Raw genomic sequence first — 14,258 nt, forward strand, 5'->3', positions numbered from 1 at the left:
CGCCCTCTCCCCCAGCGCCACCCCGATGCGGGCGGCGCTGCTGATGCTCGGCAGCACGATGGCATTCGGCCTGATGGCCGTCGCCATCCGCTACGCCACCCGGTACGTACCAACCCAGGAAGTGGCGTTCTTTCGCAATGCCTTTGGCCTGCTCGCGTTGCTGCCGATGCTGCTGCGCCCCGGCCATGCACCACTGAAAACGCAGCAGCTGCCGCGTTATTTCGTGCGCAGTGCGATTGGCTTGGGTTCGATGCTGTGCGCGTTCTGGGCACTGGGCCATCTGCCACTGGCGCAGGCGGTTTCCCTCTCGTACTCCACGCCGTTGTTCGTCACCATCGCCGCCGTGCTGTGGCTGGGCGAGACCGTGCGTATACGGCGCTGGGCCGCGGTGGTGGTTGGATTCATCGGTGTGCTGGTGATCGTGCGCCCCGGTACCGCCGGCTTCACCGCGGGCAGCCTGGTAGCGGTGGCAGCCGCCGTGCTCAGCTCATTGGTGGCGATCCAGATCAAGCAGCTGACCCGTGTCGACAGCGCTGACACCGTGGTGCTCTACACCTACGTGTTCTGGGTGCCGCTGTCGCTGGTCCCGGCACTGTTCGTCTGGGTCTGGCCCTCCGGCATGGCGTGGCTGTGGCTGCTGGCCACCGGCGTGCTGGGCACCGTCGGTCAGCTGCTGTGGACGCGGGCGTTGCGGCTCGGTGAAGTCTCGGCGCTGACCCCGATCAGCTTCCTGCAGCTGCCGCTGGTAACGCTGCTCGGCTGGCTGCTGTTCAACGAAAGCGTGGATCGCTGGACGCTCATCGGTGCCGGCATCATCCTCGCCGCCAACGCCTACATCGCCCACCGCGAAGCGGTGTTGTCGCGCCGCGCCGCAAGCGCGGCGGCCTCGGCAGCAGCCAAGCCCGCCGAATGAAAACCATCTGCATGGACAAGCCATGGGGCCTGCACGGGCAAGCCACGGGTCGTGCATGGACAGGCCATGGGTAGAGTCGACTGTTAGTCGACTCCCGCGCGCAGCGCGGGCTTTGCCTGTTCCAATCGAAGCGCAGTCGACTAACAGTCGACTCTACCTAGGGCGATGCTGGCAACGGCCTGGAACCTGATCCAGCGCGCGATATACCCGCTCCGCCGCATCGAACACATTGCCCGGTGCGAACTGCTCCCCCAGGTAGTGCAGTGACTGCCGGCGCAACTGCGGCGATCGGTCCTCCCCGTCACTGCCCAGCAGCACCTGCTGGAACTCGATCAGGTCCTGCAGAATGCGCCAGTGCCGGTACCAGGCGATCCAGCGTGGGTCACCGCGGTCGCTGCCGTAGCCCTCCTCGAACCCCAGTGGATTCTCGCGACCCCAGCGCCCGCCAACAGCGGCACCGATGAACATCAGGTCACGCTCGCGCGGGGCCAGCGACAGACCATCCCAATCGATCAGGTGCAGGCCCCCCTCATTGCCCATCAGCAGGTTGCCGGCATGCAGATCGGTGTGGCACAGATGCAGGTCTACCGGCGCGTCCTGCAACGCCGCGAGCAGCTCCCGTGCCTGCGCATGCAGCGCCGCGATGCGCGCATGCTGCTGGTCCCATACCGAAACGAATGCGCGGCCCAGCCCGTCCTTCGCAGCCGCCAGGCCCTCGCCGGCCAACCATTGCCCGACGGTCTCCAGCGCCGCGGTTTCCAGCCGTACGATCGGCAGTGCCTGCTGCAGTTCCGCTGGCAACTGCGCGCCATGCAGGCGCCGCAGCACCTCCCCCAGCCGTTTCCACTGCGTGCGGCTCAACGCCGCCTCGAATCCGGACTGGCCTTCCACATACGGGAACAGGGTGAACTGCAATCCCCAGCGCTGCACAGACGCACCACCGGTCAACGCCGGCCACGGCGCGACGATCTCATCGATACCCAGCGTGCCGCGCATCCAATGCAGGCTGTCCCACACCGCTGGGGCGACCTGGTAGGTACGGCATTTCAACCACCACTGCCCGTGCCGCGCATCGACGCGATACACGCTGGCATTGGCGTCGGCGCCCACCGGGCGTGGCACCACGGCGGTGGGGGTGATGCCATAGGATTGTTGCAGGACTTCGCCGAGATGCTGCGCCGAAGCGAATGACATGGATGCAAGCGGAAAGTGTTACCTGCCACCACTATCGCAGATGCGTTCGCCGCGGCACAGACATGTCCGTCACAACATCACTTGAGCACGACCAGGGAACTAGCCTGCGATGCGCCGCATCACCGTCTCCAGCGGGCCGCGTGCGAACTGCCACGACCATGGCCAGGCCGCGCCCGTCGCCAGCATCAGGAACAGCAGCGCCCACAGCAGCACCGATGCAAGCGATGCGCTGCCATCGAGCAGGCCCAGGCTTTCCAGCGTGCCCATGCCCAGCAGGATGTGGCCCACATACAGGGTCAGGGTCATGCGTCCGGCCGCGGTGAACGGCTCCAACCAGTCACCCGGTCGCACACGCGCCAGCCACAGGCAGGCGGCGATGACACTGCAGGCCGCACCCGCGCCCGTAAGCACATAAGCCGGTCCCGGCGGCATCGGCTGCGTTCCCAGCCACACCTGCCAGGGCGTTCCCTGCGCAAGCTGCTGCACGCCATGTCCAGCCCCGATCAGCAGCAGCCCCAGCACCAGCAATGCATGCTGCACCCGCGGCTGCGACAACTGAAGCCGTGCCAGCAGCATCCCCAGCAGGAAGAAGCACAGCCACGGCATCAACGGGTGGAAGCCATTGAACAGCAGGTTGCGGGCCGCGCCCGGCCACTGCCACAGGCCGGCATATTCCAGCGTCTGCCAGTTCCAGCCTTCGCTGTAGTTCCAGTGCAGCAGCGCCCAGAACGAACAGGCCGCCAGGCCCACGATGCTGGCCAGCAGCACGCGCGGCGAGGCACGCAGCCACACCACGGCCAGCGCAAAATACACCGCGTAGTAGTGCAGGATGTCGGCCGGGAACAGGGTCAGGTTGAGCAGGCCCAGCACCATCAGGAACAGCGCGCGCCTCCAGGTCTGCACGCTGGCCGGCCACCACCCTTGCCGCTGCGTGGCCAACACCAGGCCCAAGCCAGCCAGCGTAACGAACGTCGCCGAAGCCTTGCCTTCCAGAAAGTGGAAGAAGCCTGCCAACCATCCGGCGCCCTCTGCCGGCACGGCCATCGCCAGGCGGAAGTTGACCAGCACCATGCCGGCCAAGGCCAGGTAGCGCGCCAGATCAAGGCCGTGCAATCGCCGGTCAACGGCACTCATGCGCGCGCCCCGAGCAGCAGCGCGAGCAGGCCAAGATCCAGCGATGCCTCATCGCCTTCACCGGCTTCGCCCAGCCCCCGACGCAGTGCATCGCTTTCAATGGCATCCAGCAGCACCTGCGCCTGCAATGCGGGGGCCAACACGGGACGCCGGCGTTCGCGCTGTGCCACCTGCTGCAGCGCTTCGGCCAGGGCCGCCTGCAACTGCCTGCGATTGGCCGCAAATGCCTCGGCTACGGCCGGATTGCGTGCGCTCTCGGCCAGCACTTCGACGGCGAGCGTCGCCCATTCCGGCTGCCGGCACAGTGCGTGGAAGTCCCGAAGGAAAGCCAGCACCTGTGCGCGCTCGCCTTCGGACGCGGCCAGTCGCTGCAGCAACGGTGCCAGCTCTTCGCTCTCAGCCACCGCCACGGCAAGGATGATCGCTTCCTTGCCCGGGAAGTGGTTGTAGAGATTGCCCAGGCTGACACCGGCCGCCTGCGCGATGTCACGCATGCTGGTCTGGTGGAATCCCTTCGCGAGGAAGCACTGCAGGGCGGCCTGCAGGATCTGCGCGATGCGTTGCTCGTTGCGGTCGGCTCGGCTCATGGCGCGAATAGTGAACGAACGTTCGTCCAATTAAAAGGCAACAACCCGACCACCATCGGGCTTCGTTCAGCCAGCCTTGACCTCAACCGCTGTTGAGGCCCGATGCTGCCCGGCCCGCCCAACGCTCAACCCGGAGTTCCTGCATGCCACGGATGATCGCCACCCTGCTCGACAGCCGCGTGCTGTGGTTCCTCGCCCGGCTGCTGCTGGCCGTGGTGTTCCTGTCCTCGGGCCTGGCCAAGCTGCTGGCGTGGGACAACAGCGTGGCCGAAATGCAGGCCGCCGGGCTGCAACCGCCTGTGCTGTTCAACCTCGCCAGCGCCGTGGTGCTGCTGGGCGGCGCACTGTGCCTGCTGCTTGATCGCCTGCTCTGGCTGGGCAGCGGCGCGCTGGCAGTGTTCATGCTGCTGACCATCGTCGTCGTGCATACCTTCTGGACCAAGCACGGCGCGGAACAGCAGCTGGCCCTGTTCTTCGCGCTGGAACATCTGAGCGTGGTGGGTGGCCTGATCTGCGCGGCCATCGCCAGCCAGGCGCGGGCTCAGAAGAATTCGTCAAGCAACCGGTAGAACGCCAGCCGTCGTTCGTCGGCAACCATGCCGTAGCGCTGGAACAACGGCGCCACCCAACGCGTGTCGCCGAAGTTGTGGACCAGGCTGCGCGCGGCCAGCGCCAGGTCCTGGTAGCGGTCGGCAACAACCAGTCGCCCACAGTCGATGAAACCGCTGAAACGCCCCTCGACCACCATCAGGTTCGGCAGGCAGGCATCGCCATGGCTGACCACCAGGTCTTCATGATCGGGCCGGGTGCTGCACAGTTCAGCGAAGACCTGCTGCGGACTCTGGCCCAAGCGTTCGTCATCGAAATCATCGGCATCCACCAAGCCCGCTTCGACGCGGGCCTGCGCGGCCTGCAGGCGCGAGGCCAGTCGCTGGTCGAACGGGCAGGCTGCCAGCGGCAACGCATGCAGCCCGCGCAGCGCGTCGGCCAGCATTTCCACCAGCTGCTGCGGCGCGAGTTCCGGCGACGAAGCCAGGTCGCGGCCGGGCAGCGCGCTCATCAGCAACCAGCGCCGGCCCGCTTCTTCGGCGGTGGCAATTACCGTTGGTACCGGTTGTCCCTGTTCCTGCAGCCAGCGCAGGCGCGCGATCTCATCACCGAGCTCACTGAAGGCGTCGATCACTTCCGACTTCACGAAGGCATCGGCCTGCCCCGGCCGTTGCACACGGGCTACATCCGCGCGCGACACGCCGATCGACTGCCGCTCGATGCGCGCATCGGCCAACGTTTCCTGCCATGCCCACGGTAGCGGCATGCCATCAGCGAAGGGATCAGGTGCTTCCATGCCGGGGTGTTCCTGTTGCCGGTGACCCCACCGATTTTCGCTCACCCTGCACGAACCGCGGCCAACAGCAGCGCGGAAAGGTACATGCCCACGCCGAACACGCTGTGCGCCACCAGGCTGCGCAGGCGTGCCTTGCCCGGCGCCGGGGTCTTCGAAGCGGCAATGCCGGCACCCATGCCCGGCTGCAGGATGAAGAACGGCGCGGCAACACTGAGAATGCCGAAGGCCAGCGCCGGCCACAGGGTGGGTGCCTGCACCCAATCGCTCCCTGCCACGGCCAGCAACAACGCCGCGAAAACCACCCCGATCACGTAATGCGCGGTCCAGCCCAGCGCGCGCTCGCCACTGACCGCTGCCGCGCGGCCGATGCCGTCGTGGCGGAAGCGCCCGCGCGGCAGGTGCCCCAGCCAACGGCCCACCATCGCAAAATCCAACGAGGGAATGCCGAACAGCCGCCGCTGCACCACCGCCCAGAGGTCCATTACTGCGGTCGCTCCCACGCCGACTACCACCGTATCCATCACAAATGTCGCCTGGCCAGGCATATCGCACACCTTCAATTATTTGCTTGAATGATAGAGCGATGCTAGCGTGCCCCGCATGAACGCTGCAACAGAGCCACCACCCTCACCGCTTGAGGCCTTGGCCGAGATCGCCCGCACGCTCGGCCATGCCCATCGCCTGGCCCTGCTGGAGCACATCGCCCAGGGCGAGCGCGCCGTGGAACGCCTGGCTGAACTGACCGGCCTGTCGGTGGCCAATACCTCCCAGCACCTGCAGCAGCTGCGCCGTGCCGGCCTGGTACAGACCCGCCGTGACGGCAAGCGCATCCTCTACCGCAGCGGTGATGGCCCGCTGGGCAACCTGCTGGCCGCACTGCGCGACTATGCCGACCACCAGCGCAGCGAAATGCACGGCGTGATCCACGACAGCCTGCAGCGCCGCGATGCGCTGGAAGGACTGACCGTGGAGCAGCTGCTGGAACAACGCAGCAGCGTGGTGCTGCTGGATGTGCGGCCGCGCGAGGAATTCGATCTGGGCCACCTGCCCGGCGCGCTGAACATTCCCGTTACGGAACTGCGTGCACGGATGGACGAACTGCCGCGTGCCGTCCACATTGTCGCGTACTGCCGCGGTCCCTACTGCGTGCTGTCCAACGATGCGGTGGCGATGCTGCGCGAGGCCGGACTGACCGCGCAGCGGCTCGCCGCCGGTTACCCCGAATGGAAGGCCGCCGGCCTGCAGGTGGACCTGCCCCGGCACTGAGCGAGACACCGGTCATGGATGATGTGTTTGCCCCGTTGATCGATGCGACCTGGCGCGGCGTGTTCTGCGGGCAGCGCACGCTGCAGGATGATCCACTGCTGCAGTTGGCGTGCAGCGATGATTTCGACGAGGGCGAGGACGGCATGCTGCTGCATCCACTCGTCGGCCCCGCTCGCGCACTGTTGCGCCCTGCCCTGGCGGCTCGCCTGCACCTGCATGCGCAACCGCACTGGACGCTGGCACAGCTGCAACAGCGCCTGCAGCAGCTCGGCCAGCGCACGCATGGTGCGGATCGTGTCTTCTACTTCCCTGCCGCAGAACTTGCGGCCCTGGCCGCGCGCCCTGCACCACCACATATCCGCCGTCTCGACCCGGCCGACGCAGCCGCGTTCGAGGTGTTCCAGGCCAACGCCAGCGAAGAGGATCTCGATGCCGCCTGGGTCGAGCTGGACCACTGGCAGGTGTTCGGCGCCTTCGATGGCGAGCGGCTGGTTGCCGCGGGAAGCATGTACCCGTGGAGCCTGGATCCAGCCCTGGCCGACATGGGCGTGCTGACCCTGCCCGAGGCCCGCGGTCGCGGGCACGCGCGCCAGCTGGCACACGCCATGGCCATGTCCGCGCAGGCGGCCGGGCTGCAGCCTCAGTACCGTTGCCAGCTCGACAACACCGCCTCGATCATTACCGCCGAGCGCAGCGGCCTGCGCGCGTTCGCCGACTGGGACACCGTTCTGGCTGCCGACTGAGGCCGCCGCAGTACAACAAGGAAGCAACATGAAATTGATGGTCATCGGCGCCAGCAGGGGCCTGGGTCGGGCGTTCGTGGAAGGCCTGTGCAGTGCGGGCGACACCGTCATCGGCGTTTCGCGCAGCCGTCCGCGCGACCTTGAATGCCCCGAGGGTGTCATCCTGCAGTGGATCGAGGCCGATCTGTCCCAACCCACCCTGGCTGCCAATCACATCGCAGCGCAGGCACCGGCCGATCTGGATGTGCTGATCCACAACCTGGGCATCTGGGAAGAGACCGCCTTCAGCGACGAGTACGCCTTCCTCGACGAGAGCGATGCCGCGCTCACCCAGCTGGTCGACGTCAACATCACCGCGACCCTGGTGCTGCTGCAGCGCCTGCTGCCGCGGGTGCTGGGCGCGCCACGCCCACAGCTGGTGCTGACCGGCTCGACCTCGGCACTGCCGCGCAGCGGCCGCCCGGAAGTGGCGTTCGGTGCATCCAAGTTCGCACTCAACGGCATCGCCGATGCACTGCGCGAGGGTTTCCGCGATCGGCGCCTGGCGGTGACCAGCCTGCAGCTGGGCTACCTCAACACCGACGATGCACTGTCAGTGCCGGTGGCAGAGGCCGCAGGGCGCGGCGACGGTGAACTGGTGCCGGTGCACGACGTCGTTGCGATGGTGCGCGCGCTGCTGCAGTTGTCACCGTCCGGCTTCGTGCGCGAACTGGTGCTGCCGGCCATCGCCGACCCGCGCTACTGACTACCCCTGCTCAGGCCAGGCTCGACCTCTTCGCGCAACAGGTACCCAAGCACGATGGCGGCCAGCACGGTCGCCATCGCCAGGGCAAACAGCTGGCCACGGACGGCCTCCACGTATGCCTGGGCAAGCGCCGTTCTCGAAACGCCGGGCAATGCCTCCACCGCTCCGCCAAGGTCGCCCATGGACAGCCTGTGCACGGCGGCACGGGCCACGACGCCGGCCTCCAGCATCATGTCCCCGCCAATCCGGGCCGAGAGCATGATGCCGACAAGCGCGAGGGCAATGGAATCGCCTGCCAGTCGCATCGCATTGAAGATGCCAGCGGCCATGCCGGCCTGCTCCTTGCCGACCACGCTGACCGCCAGGCCATCCATGATCCCCCAGGGAAGGCCGATGCCGATTCCGATGACCAGCATCGGCATCCAGCGCACCGACGGGAACTGGAACACCTGCGCCAGCCATGCCAGCCCAAGCGCACCGATCAGCAGGCCCGCACAGCACAGCGTCCGCGCCGGAATCCAGCGCAGCAGGTAGCCGGCAACCAGGGGAACAACCAGCAAGGGTGCAGACAGCGCTGCCATCGCCAGTCCAGCCTCGGTGGGTCGCAGTCCTTCAACACCAATGAAGCCAGCCGGCAGCACGACCAGAAGGACGACGTAGGAGAACGCAGGGGAGGCGGCCAGAATCTGCACACCAACAAAACGCCGGTTGCGGAACAGCCCGAGATCCAGCAGCGGTGTTCGATGGGAGCGCTCAACGGCAATGAACACGCCCAGCAGCACCACCGAGAGCGCCAGCAGTACCAGCGTCTGCGGATGCAGCAGGCCACGTTCCGGCAGCACGATCATGGCGTAGGTGAGTGAGCCCAGCGCCAGCATGAAGGTGATGGCCCCCAGCCAATCCAGGCGTGGCGAACCGGCGTTTCTCGATTCGGCGGATGACAGGGCGACCAGCGGTACGGTCAGGGCCGCCAGCAACGCAGGCAGGAAGAACACCCATTCCCAGCCCAGCGCATCGATCAACCCGCCCGCCAGCAGCGGACCGCCTGCGGCCCCTGCACCAAAAGTGGTGCCGATCAGGCTGAACACCCTTGCCCGCGCCTGGCCGTCGAACACCTGCGCCAGCGACGCCATCGCGCCGGCAAACGCTGCCGACGCCGCCATCCCCTGAAGCAGTCTCAGGACATTGATCCACGCCACATCGGGCATCAAGGGAACCAGGCCGGTGACGAGTGCAAACAACGCGCCGCCCAGAATCCAGATCCGGCGCCTGCCATGCAGATCGGCCAGTCCACCGGCCACCAGCGTGGTGCAGCCGTAGGTCAACAGATAGGCGTTGATGATCCAGGACAACGCCGCAGGGGAACCGCCCAGCGCGTCCCGGATGGCAGGAATGCCCACGGCAGGGCTGGCAATGCTCAAGGGAATGGTGAGCGCCGTCAGACAGCCTGCCAGCACCACGCCAAAGCGTGATGATCCGGCCGTCTCAGCAGAGGCAACAGACATGTCGATGAAACTCGGGCGTGGCCAAGCGCCACCGAATTGATGCTATCGACGACGCTATTGCGTAAGAATCCGTCATTCATTCCATGCTTTAATGACACAAACGTCATCAATGGCCACGTCATGGACAGCTTTGCCGGTCTCAGCCTCTTCGTTCTGGTCGCCGAGGCACGCAGCTTCGCGGCCGCAGCACGACAGCGTGGCATCACCCCTTCGGCCGCAAGCAAGACCATCGCCCGGCTGGAAGAGCGCCTGGGCGCCCGCCTGCTGAATCGCAATACCCGCAGCGTCAGCCTGACTGCCGAAGGCGAGCAGTTCCTTGAACGCTGCCGCCGCATCATGATCGAGGTCGCTGCGGCAGAACGCGAACTGACCGATGCCCAGGCCGCGCCCAGCGGTCGCCTGAAGGTCAGTCTTCCACTCGCCAGCGGTCTGATGCTGCCGGTGCTTTCGGCGTTTGCGCAGCGCTTCCCCGCCATCGAACTCGACCTGCACTTCAGCGACCGCCTGGTCGATGTCATCGAGGAAGGCTTCGATGCCGTCGTCCGCACAGGCAGCCCCGCCGACTCCCGGCTGCACGGCCGCAACCTCGGCAGTACCCGCCTGCTGTGCGTGGGCGCCCCTGCGTACTTCGCCCAGCGTGGCACGCCGCAGCACCCGGACGAGCTGAGCGGCCACGCATGCCTTCTCCATCGCTTTCCCGGCACCGGCCTGATCGAACGCTGGCCACTGCCCGCACGTGAGGGAGGCGCTGAAACCCGGCTGACTGCCGCAATGACCGCCAATCATCTTGAGACGATCCTGCACATGGCCATCGATGGCCATGGCATTGCGTGCCTGCCCGACTTCGCCACGCGTGATGCGCTGGACCGCGGTTCGCTCGTCAGCGTTCTGGACCCATGGAGCACTGAGCGAAGCACCTTCTGGGCCCTCTGGCCAAGCCATCGCCATCAGCAGCCGCGTGTACGCGCGTTCGTGGATTTCATGGCCGAACACCTCCTGCCCGAACGCAGCCAGCGCAATTGAACCTGCGCGCTGCTGCGACTACGCTGCTCGTCACCGGCCGTCGGTCACAGGCGGGAACCTGCTATGGATGCGCTTTCACGGGTCTCGGCCCAGGTCCTGGACAGCGCCCTGCCCAGCCTGCCGCTGTACCTGCTGCAGGCCACGGCGGTGATCGGCATGATCGGCGTGCTGCTGATCGCCACCCGCCGCGCCGGCCACGCCATTGAAGGCCGCCGCCTGTACGTGGGCGTGGCGCTGGGCCTGATCTACCTGTTCAATTCCTGGTTCGTGGCCCGCTACAGCCAGGGCGTGGTCAAGCTCCACCTGGGTTTCGACATCCTGCTGGTCAGCGGCCTGCTCGGCGGCTGGCGCGGTGGCCTGGCCTGCCTGGGCGCCAGCCTGCTGGCCCGCTACCAGTTCGCCGGCACCCAGTATTTCCTGCCTGCCGGCCTCGAGGCCACGCTGCAGATGCTGGCCGGCGTCTGGCTGCGCAGGCGCCTGCACCCACGCATGCTCAATGAACTCTCGCTGCGCCTGATCCTGCAGGCCTGGGGCGTTCGTATCGTCGTCACTGCGTTGGGCCTGGCACTGGGGGTAGCAATCATCGGCGCCCATCAGCTGCCCGTGGAGGAGTTGGCAATCCAGCGCCTGCTGGCACTGCCACTCTCACTGCTGATGCTCGGCGCGGTGTTCGCACTGGTCTACAACGATGCGCAGATCGATGCACAACGCCAGCGCGAACAGGCCTGGCTGCGCATCGATCCGATCAGTGGCCTGCCCAACATGCGTGCGCTCGGCGAACGCCTGCAGCATTACTGGCGCGACAGCGACGGCATCGGCAAGGCCTGCCTGATCGTGGCCGAGATGGGCAACCTGCGCGATCTGCGCCTGCGCTATGGTCCGCTGCAGGACAACGGTATCTGGCAGCGCGACAGCACCGAAGAAGTACATCGGCTGCTGCCCTCGCTGCCGGCCACGCAACTGGAGATCTACCAGTTCGGCGATGCCGCGCTGGCGATCCTGGTGCGCGACCTGGCCTTGTCCGAACTGCGCACGCAACCGCAGATCACCGAGCTGGCCAGCAACCTGGCCGAGCAGGTCGGCCGCGATTGGCCCGGTTTCCGGCCGCTGTTCCGCTGTGCAGTAGTCGAATTGAAGCCCCCCGTAGATGCCGACGAAGGACATCTTCCGTTCCGTGCGATCACCGTTGCACTGAGTGCGATCGAATCCGGCGTCGTGTTCTTCGACGACCCGATCCAGCGCGACAGCGAGATCGACGCCCTGATCGAAGTCACTCTCGAACGTTGGCTGCAGCAGGGCGACGCACCGCTGTGCTACCAGCCCAAGCATCGCCTGCAGGATCGCCAACTGGTCGGCGCCGAAGCACTGCTGCGCATGCGCGACGGCGAGGGCCGGCTGATCGCGCCGATGCGGGTGATCTCCCTGCTGCGCCGGCAGGGGCGATTGGCTGAACTGGAATGGGCCACGCTGCAGTCGGCCATCCACTTCCTGCAGCAGTGCCGACGCGATGGCACGCAACTGAAGATCGCAGTGAACGTTTCGGCCGAGTCACTGCGCCTGCCCGACTTCGGCCTGCGCCTGCAGGAACTGCTGCAGCTGCACGATGTGCCTGGCGTGATGTTGCGCCTGGAGATCGTCGAATGGACCGAGATCGTCGAGCGCGACGTGGTAGATGCCAACATCGCACAGCTGCTGGCGGCGGAGGTCACCCTGTCGCTGGATGATTTCGGCGCTGGCTATTCAACCCTGATCCTGCTCTCGCAGCTGGCCATCGCCGAGGTCAAGATCGAACAGGCGCTGATCGCCACACTGTCCGACGCCAAGTCGCAGTCGATCGTGCGCTTCATCGTCGAGGTTGCGCACCGCTGCGGCGCGATCGTGGTGGCCGAAGGTACCGAAACCCTGGCGCAGGAGCAGAAGCTGCGGGCCCTGGGCGTGGATGTCGGCCAAGGCTATCTGTACTCGGCGGCGCTGCCGGCCGACGAGTTCCGCCGCTTCGCCGCCAGCTAGACCGCGTAGAAACCCAGGAACATCGCCACCGCCGATTCGGCCACGCGTGCACGCTCCTCTGCGTTCAACGGCGCCTGCCCCATCGTAACTTGGGGCCAGAACGCAAAGCTCTTCACCAGCCCGTGCAGCTGGTGGCCGGCGAACTCCGGATCAACCTCACGCAACCGGCCATCAGCGATGGCCGCGCGGATCCACGCACTCTCGCCGCTTTCCTTTTCACCCATGCGGCAGACGATGGCCTGCGCACGCTCCGGTGAGTGGATGATCTCGGCCATCGCCACCCGCGCCAGGTCGATGAAGTTGGCATCGCTGAGCAATTCCAGCTTCTGCCCCAGCAACTGCAGCAACTGCGCCTGCAGCGGCTGGTCGGCGCGATACGGCAATGTGTCGCTGGCCACGCTGCGCTCCCACAGCTCCTCGAGGATCATCGAGAACAGCGCTTCCTTGCTCGGGAAGTGGTTGTAGACGGTGCGCTTGGAGACCCCGGCCGCCTCGGCAATGCGGTCCATGCTGGTCGCCTCGTAGCCCGCGGCACGGAACTCCTCCACCGCCGCGCGCACGATGGCTTCGCGTTTGCGGTCGGTCAGGCGTTGCGGGGCACGAGGCATGGCGGGAACCGGATAACTGAACGGATGCTTCCATTTTACACTCGGCAGTGTACTTTTGGAAAGCCCGAAACTACACTGTGCAGTGTACTCAGCGGACGTCACCCATGAAGCGCCTGCTCCTTGTCCTCCTGCTTGGAATCCTCGCCGTGACCGCCTACACCTTCTGCAAGTCCTGGTCCCTCCCCGACTTCCCCGAGTCGCCGCAGTACCGTGATGGCAAGTTCCGCAATGCTCTGCCCCGTCCAGCGATGGGCCTGCGCGACGGCCTGGAGATCTGGTGGACGTTCCTCTTCAACAAACCCAAGGGCACCGTGCCCGCGCACCCGATTCCGGTGCAGCCGCTGGACCGCGCCACCCTGGACGCCGCGCCGGACCGCAGCCTGTTCCGGCTGGGGCACTCCACGATCCTGCTGAAGCTGCGCGGCCAGTACTGGCTGACCGACCCGGTGTTCTCCGAGCGCGCCTCGCCGGTGCAGTGGATGGGCCCGGCCCGCTTCCATGCGCCGCCGATCAGCATCGACGATCTGCCGCCGATCGCCGGCGTGATCCTCTCGCACAACCACTACGACCACCTCGACCATGCAGCGGTGATGCAGCTGGCCGGCAAGACCGCGCGCTTCATTGCACCGCTCGGCGTCGGCGACCAGCTGATCGCCTGGGGCGTGGACGCCAGCAAGGTCGAACAGCTGGACTGGTGGCAATCGACCGAGGCCAATGGCCTGCGCCTGACCGCCACCCCCGGCCAGCATTTCTCCGGCCGCGGACTGGGCGACAGTGATCGTAGCCTGTGGGCGTCATGGGTGATCCAGGACGGCGACTTCCGCATCTTCTTCAGCGGCGATACCGGTTACTTCGACGGCTTCAAGGCCATCGGCGAAAAGTACGGTCCGTTCGACCTGACCATGATCGAAACCGGTGCGTACGACCCACGCTGGGCGTTCGTGCACATGCAGCCGGAACAGACGCTGCAGGCGCACCTGGACCTGCGCGGCAAGTGGCTGCTGCCGATCCATAACGGCACCTTCGATCTGGCCTTGCACGCATGGCAGCAGCCGTTCGAACGCATCACGGCATTGGCGGCCGCAAAGAATGTGCCGGTGGCCACGCCGATGATGGGCGAAGCACTGGACATGCAGGCGCCGCAGGCGGGTACGCGATGGTGGGAGACGGTGGAGCTGTAATGCG

The 14,258-nt window shown here is 66.4% G+C and carries 15 protein-coding genes; 8 read left to right on the forward strand and 7 right to left on the reverse strand.

Annotated features, from left to right (window positions below; genetic code table 11):
• Positions 1-25: 25 nt before the first annotated feature.
• Complete coding sequence (locus tag AC5P9N_RS13120) at positions 26-913, forward strand: DMT family transporter (protein WP_032966688.1); 888 nt, start codon at positions 26-28, stop codon at positions 911-913.
• Positions 914-1,066: 153 nt separating this feature from the next.
• Here the strand turns inward: AC5P9N_RS13120 and AC5P9N_RS13125 are convergent, their stop codons facing one another.
• The 3 genes from AC5P9N_RS13125 to AC5P9N_RS13135 all read right to left on the reverse strand — a co-directional run bounded on the left by AC5P9N_RS13125 (position 1,067) and on the right by AC5P9N_RS13135 (position 3,828).
• A complete protein-coding gene (locus tag AC5P9N_RS13125) occupies positions 1,067-2,107 on the reverse strand; it encodes an aminoglycoside phosphotransferase family protein (protein ID WP_099485183.1) in 1,041 nt (346 codons plus the stop codon).
• A gap of 99 nt (positions 2,108-2,206) precedes the next feature.
• Positions 2,207-3,241 (reverse strand): DUF418 domain-containing protein, encoded by a 1,035-nt coding sequence (locus tag AC5P9N_RS13130; RefSeq protein WP_099485182.1) that lies wholly within the window; start codon positions 3,239-3,241, stop codon positions 2,207-2,209.
• On the reverse strand, positions 3,238-3,828 hold the full coding sequence (locus AC5P9N_RS13135) for a TetR/AcrR family transcriptional regulator (protein ID WP_060380029.1): 591 nt from the start codon (positions 3,826-3,828) through the stop codon (positions 3,238-3,240). Before AC5P9N_RS13135 ends, AC5P9N_RS13130 begins: the two co-directional genes overlap by 4 nt.
• A gap of 143 nt (positions 3,829-3,971) precedes the next feature.
• Between AC5P9N_RS13135 and AC5P9N_RS13140 the strand changes: the two genes are divergently transcribed.
• Positions 3,972-4,397, forward strand: coding sequence for a DoxX family protein (locus tag AC5P9N_RS13140; RefSeq protein WP_060380028.1), 426 nt, complete (start codon positions 3,972-3,974; stop codon positions 4,395-4,397).
• Here AC5P9N_RS13140 and AC5P9N_RS13145 read toward each other — a convergent pair.
• The gene (locus AC5P9N_RS13145) at positions 4,370-5,173 is read right to left on the reverse strand and encodes an APH(3')-II family aminoglycoside O-phosphotransferase (RefSeq protein WP_164212623.1); all 804 of its coding nucleotides are present in this window, start codon (positions 5,171-5,173) and stop codon (positions 4,370-4,372) included. The two genes, AC5P9N_RS13140 and AC5P9N_RS13145, sit on opposite strands and share 28 nt — an antisense overlap.
• Positions 5,174-5,214: 41 nt before the next feature.
• The gene (locus AC5P9N_RS13150; RefSeq protein ID WP_087803432.1) at positions 5,215-5,718 is read right to left on the reverse strand and encodes a DUF2938 domain-containing protein; all 504 of its coding nucleotides are present in this window, start codon (positions 5,716-5,718) and stop codon (positions 5,215-5,217) included.
• A 55-nt stretch (positions 5,719-5,773) separates the two neighbouring features.
• Between AC5P9N_RS13150 and AC5P9N_RS13155 the strand changes: the two genes are divergently transcribed.
• The 3 genes from AC5P9N_RS13155 to AC5P9N_RS13165 are packed head-to-tail and all read left to right on the forward strand — an operon-like array spanning position 5,774 to position 7,927.
• The gene (locus tag AC5P9N_RS13155) at positions 5,774-6,439 is read left to right on the forward strand and encodes an ArsR/SmtB family transcription factor (RefSeq protein WP_005409356.1); all 666 of its coding nucleotides are present in this window, start codon (positions 5,774-5,776) and stop codon (positions 6,437-6,439) included.
• 14 nt (positions 6,440-6,453) lie between these two features.
• A complete protein-coding gene (locus AC5P9N_RS13160) occupies positions 6,454-7,182 on the forward strand; it encodes a GNAT family N-acetyltransferase (RefSeq protein WP_099485181.1) in 729 nt (242 codons plus the stop codon).
• A 28-nt stretch (positions 7,183-7,210) separates the two neighbouring features.
• On the forward strand, positions 7,211-7,927 hold the full coding sequence (locus AC5P9N_RS13165) for an SDR family NAD(P)-dependent oxidoreductase (protein ID WP_005409354.1): 717 nt from the start codon (positions 7,211-7,213) through the stop codon (positions 7,925-7,927).
• Here AC5P9N_RS13165 and AC5P9N_RS13170 read toward each other — a convergent pair.
• Positions 7,921-9,348 (reverse strand): MFS transporter, encoded by a 1,428-nt coding sequence (locus AC5P9N_RS13170; protein WP_245176485.1) that lies wholly within the window; start codon positions 9,346-9,348, stop codon positions 7,921-7,923. The genes AC5P9N_RS13165 and AC5P9N_RS13170 overlap by 7 nt on opposite strands.
• Positions 9,349-9,552: 204 nt before the next feature.
• Between AC5P9N_RS13170 and AC5P9N_RS13175 the strand changes: the two genes are divergently transcribed.
• Complete coding sequence (locus AC5P9N_RS13175; RefSeq protein WP_024956907.1) at positions 9,553-10,455, forward strand: LysR substrate-binding domain-containing protein; 903 nt, start codon at positions 9,553-9,555, stop codon at positions 10,453-10,455.
• Between the two features lie 63 nt (positions 10,456-10,518).
• Positions 10,519-12,465, forward strand: a complete 1,947-nt coding sequence (locus AC5P9N_RS13180; protein ID WP_099485180.1) for an EAL domain-containing protein — start codon at positions 10,519-10,521, stop codon at positions 12,463-12,465.
• On the opposite strand, the gene AC5P9N_RS13185 is transcribed toward AC5P9N_RS13180, so the two are convergent.
• Entirely contained in the window at positions 12,462-13,073 is a 612-nt protein-coding gene (locus tag AC5P9N_RS13185) for a TetR/AcrR family transcriptional regulator (RefSeq protein WP_005409350.1), read from the reverse strand. The two genes, AC5P9N_RS13180 and AC5P9N_RS13185, sit on opposite strands and share 4 nt — an antisense overlap.
• A gap of 104 nt (positions 13,074-13,177) precedes the next feature.
• Between AC5P9N_RS13185 and AC5P9N_RS13190 the strand changes: the two genes are divergently transcribed.
• On the forward strand, positions 13,178-14,254 hold the full coding sequence (locus AC5P9N_RS13190) for an MBL fold metallo-hydrolase (RefSeq protein WP_033834469.1): 1,077 nt from the start codon (positions 13,178-13,180) through the stop codon (positions 14,252-14,254).
• Positions 14,255-14,258: the final 4 nt, after the last annotated feature.

Source organism: Stenotrophomonas sp. YJH_SMC_6 (assembly GCF_059371335.1).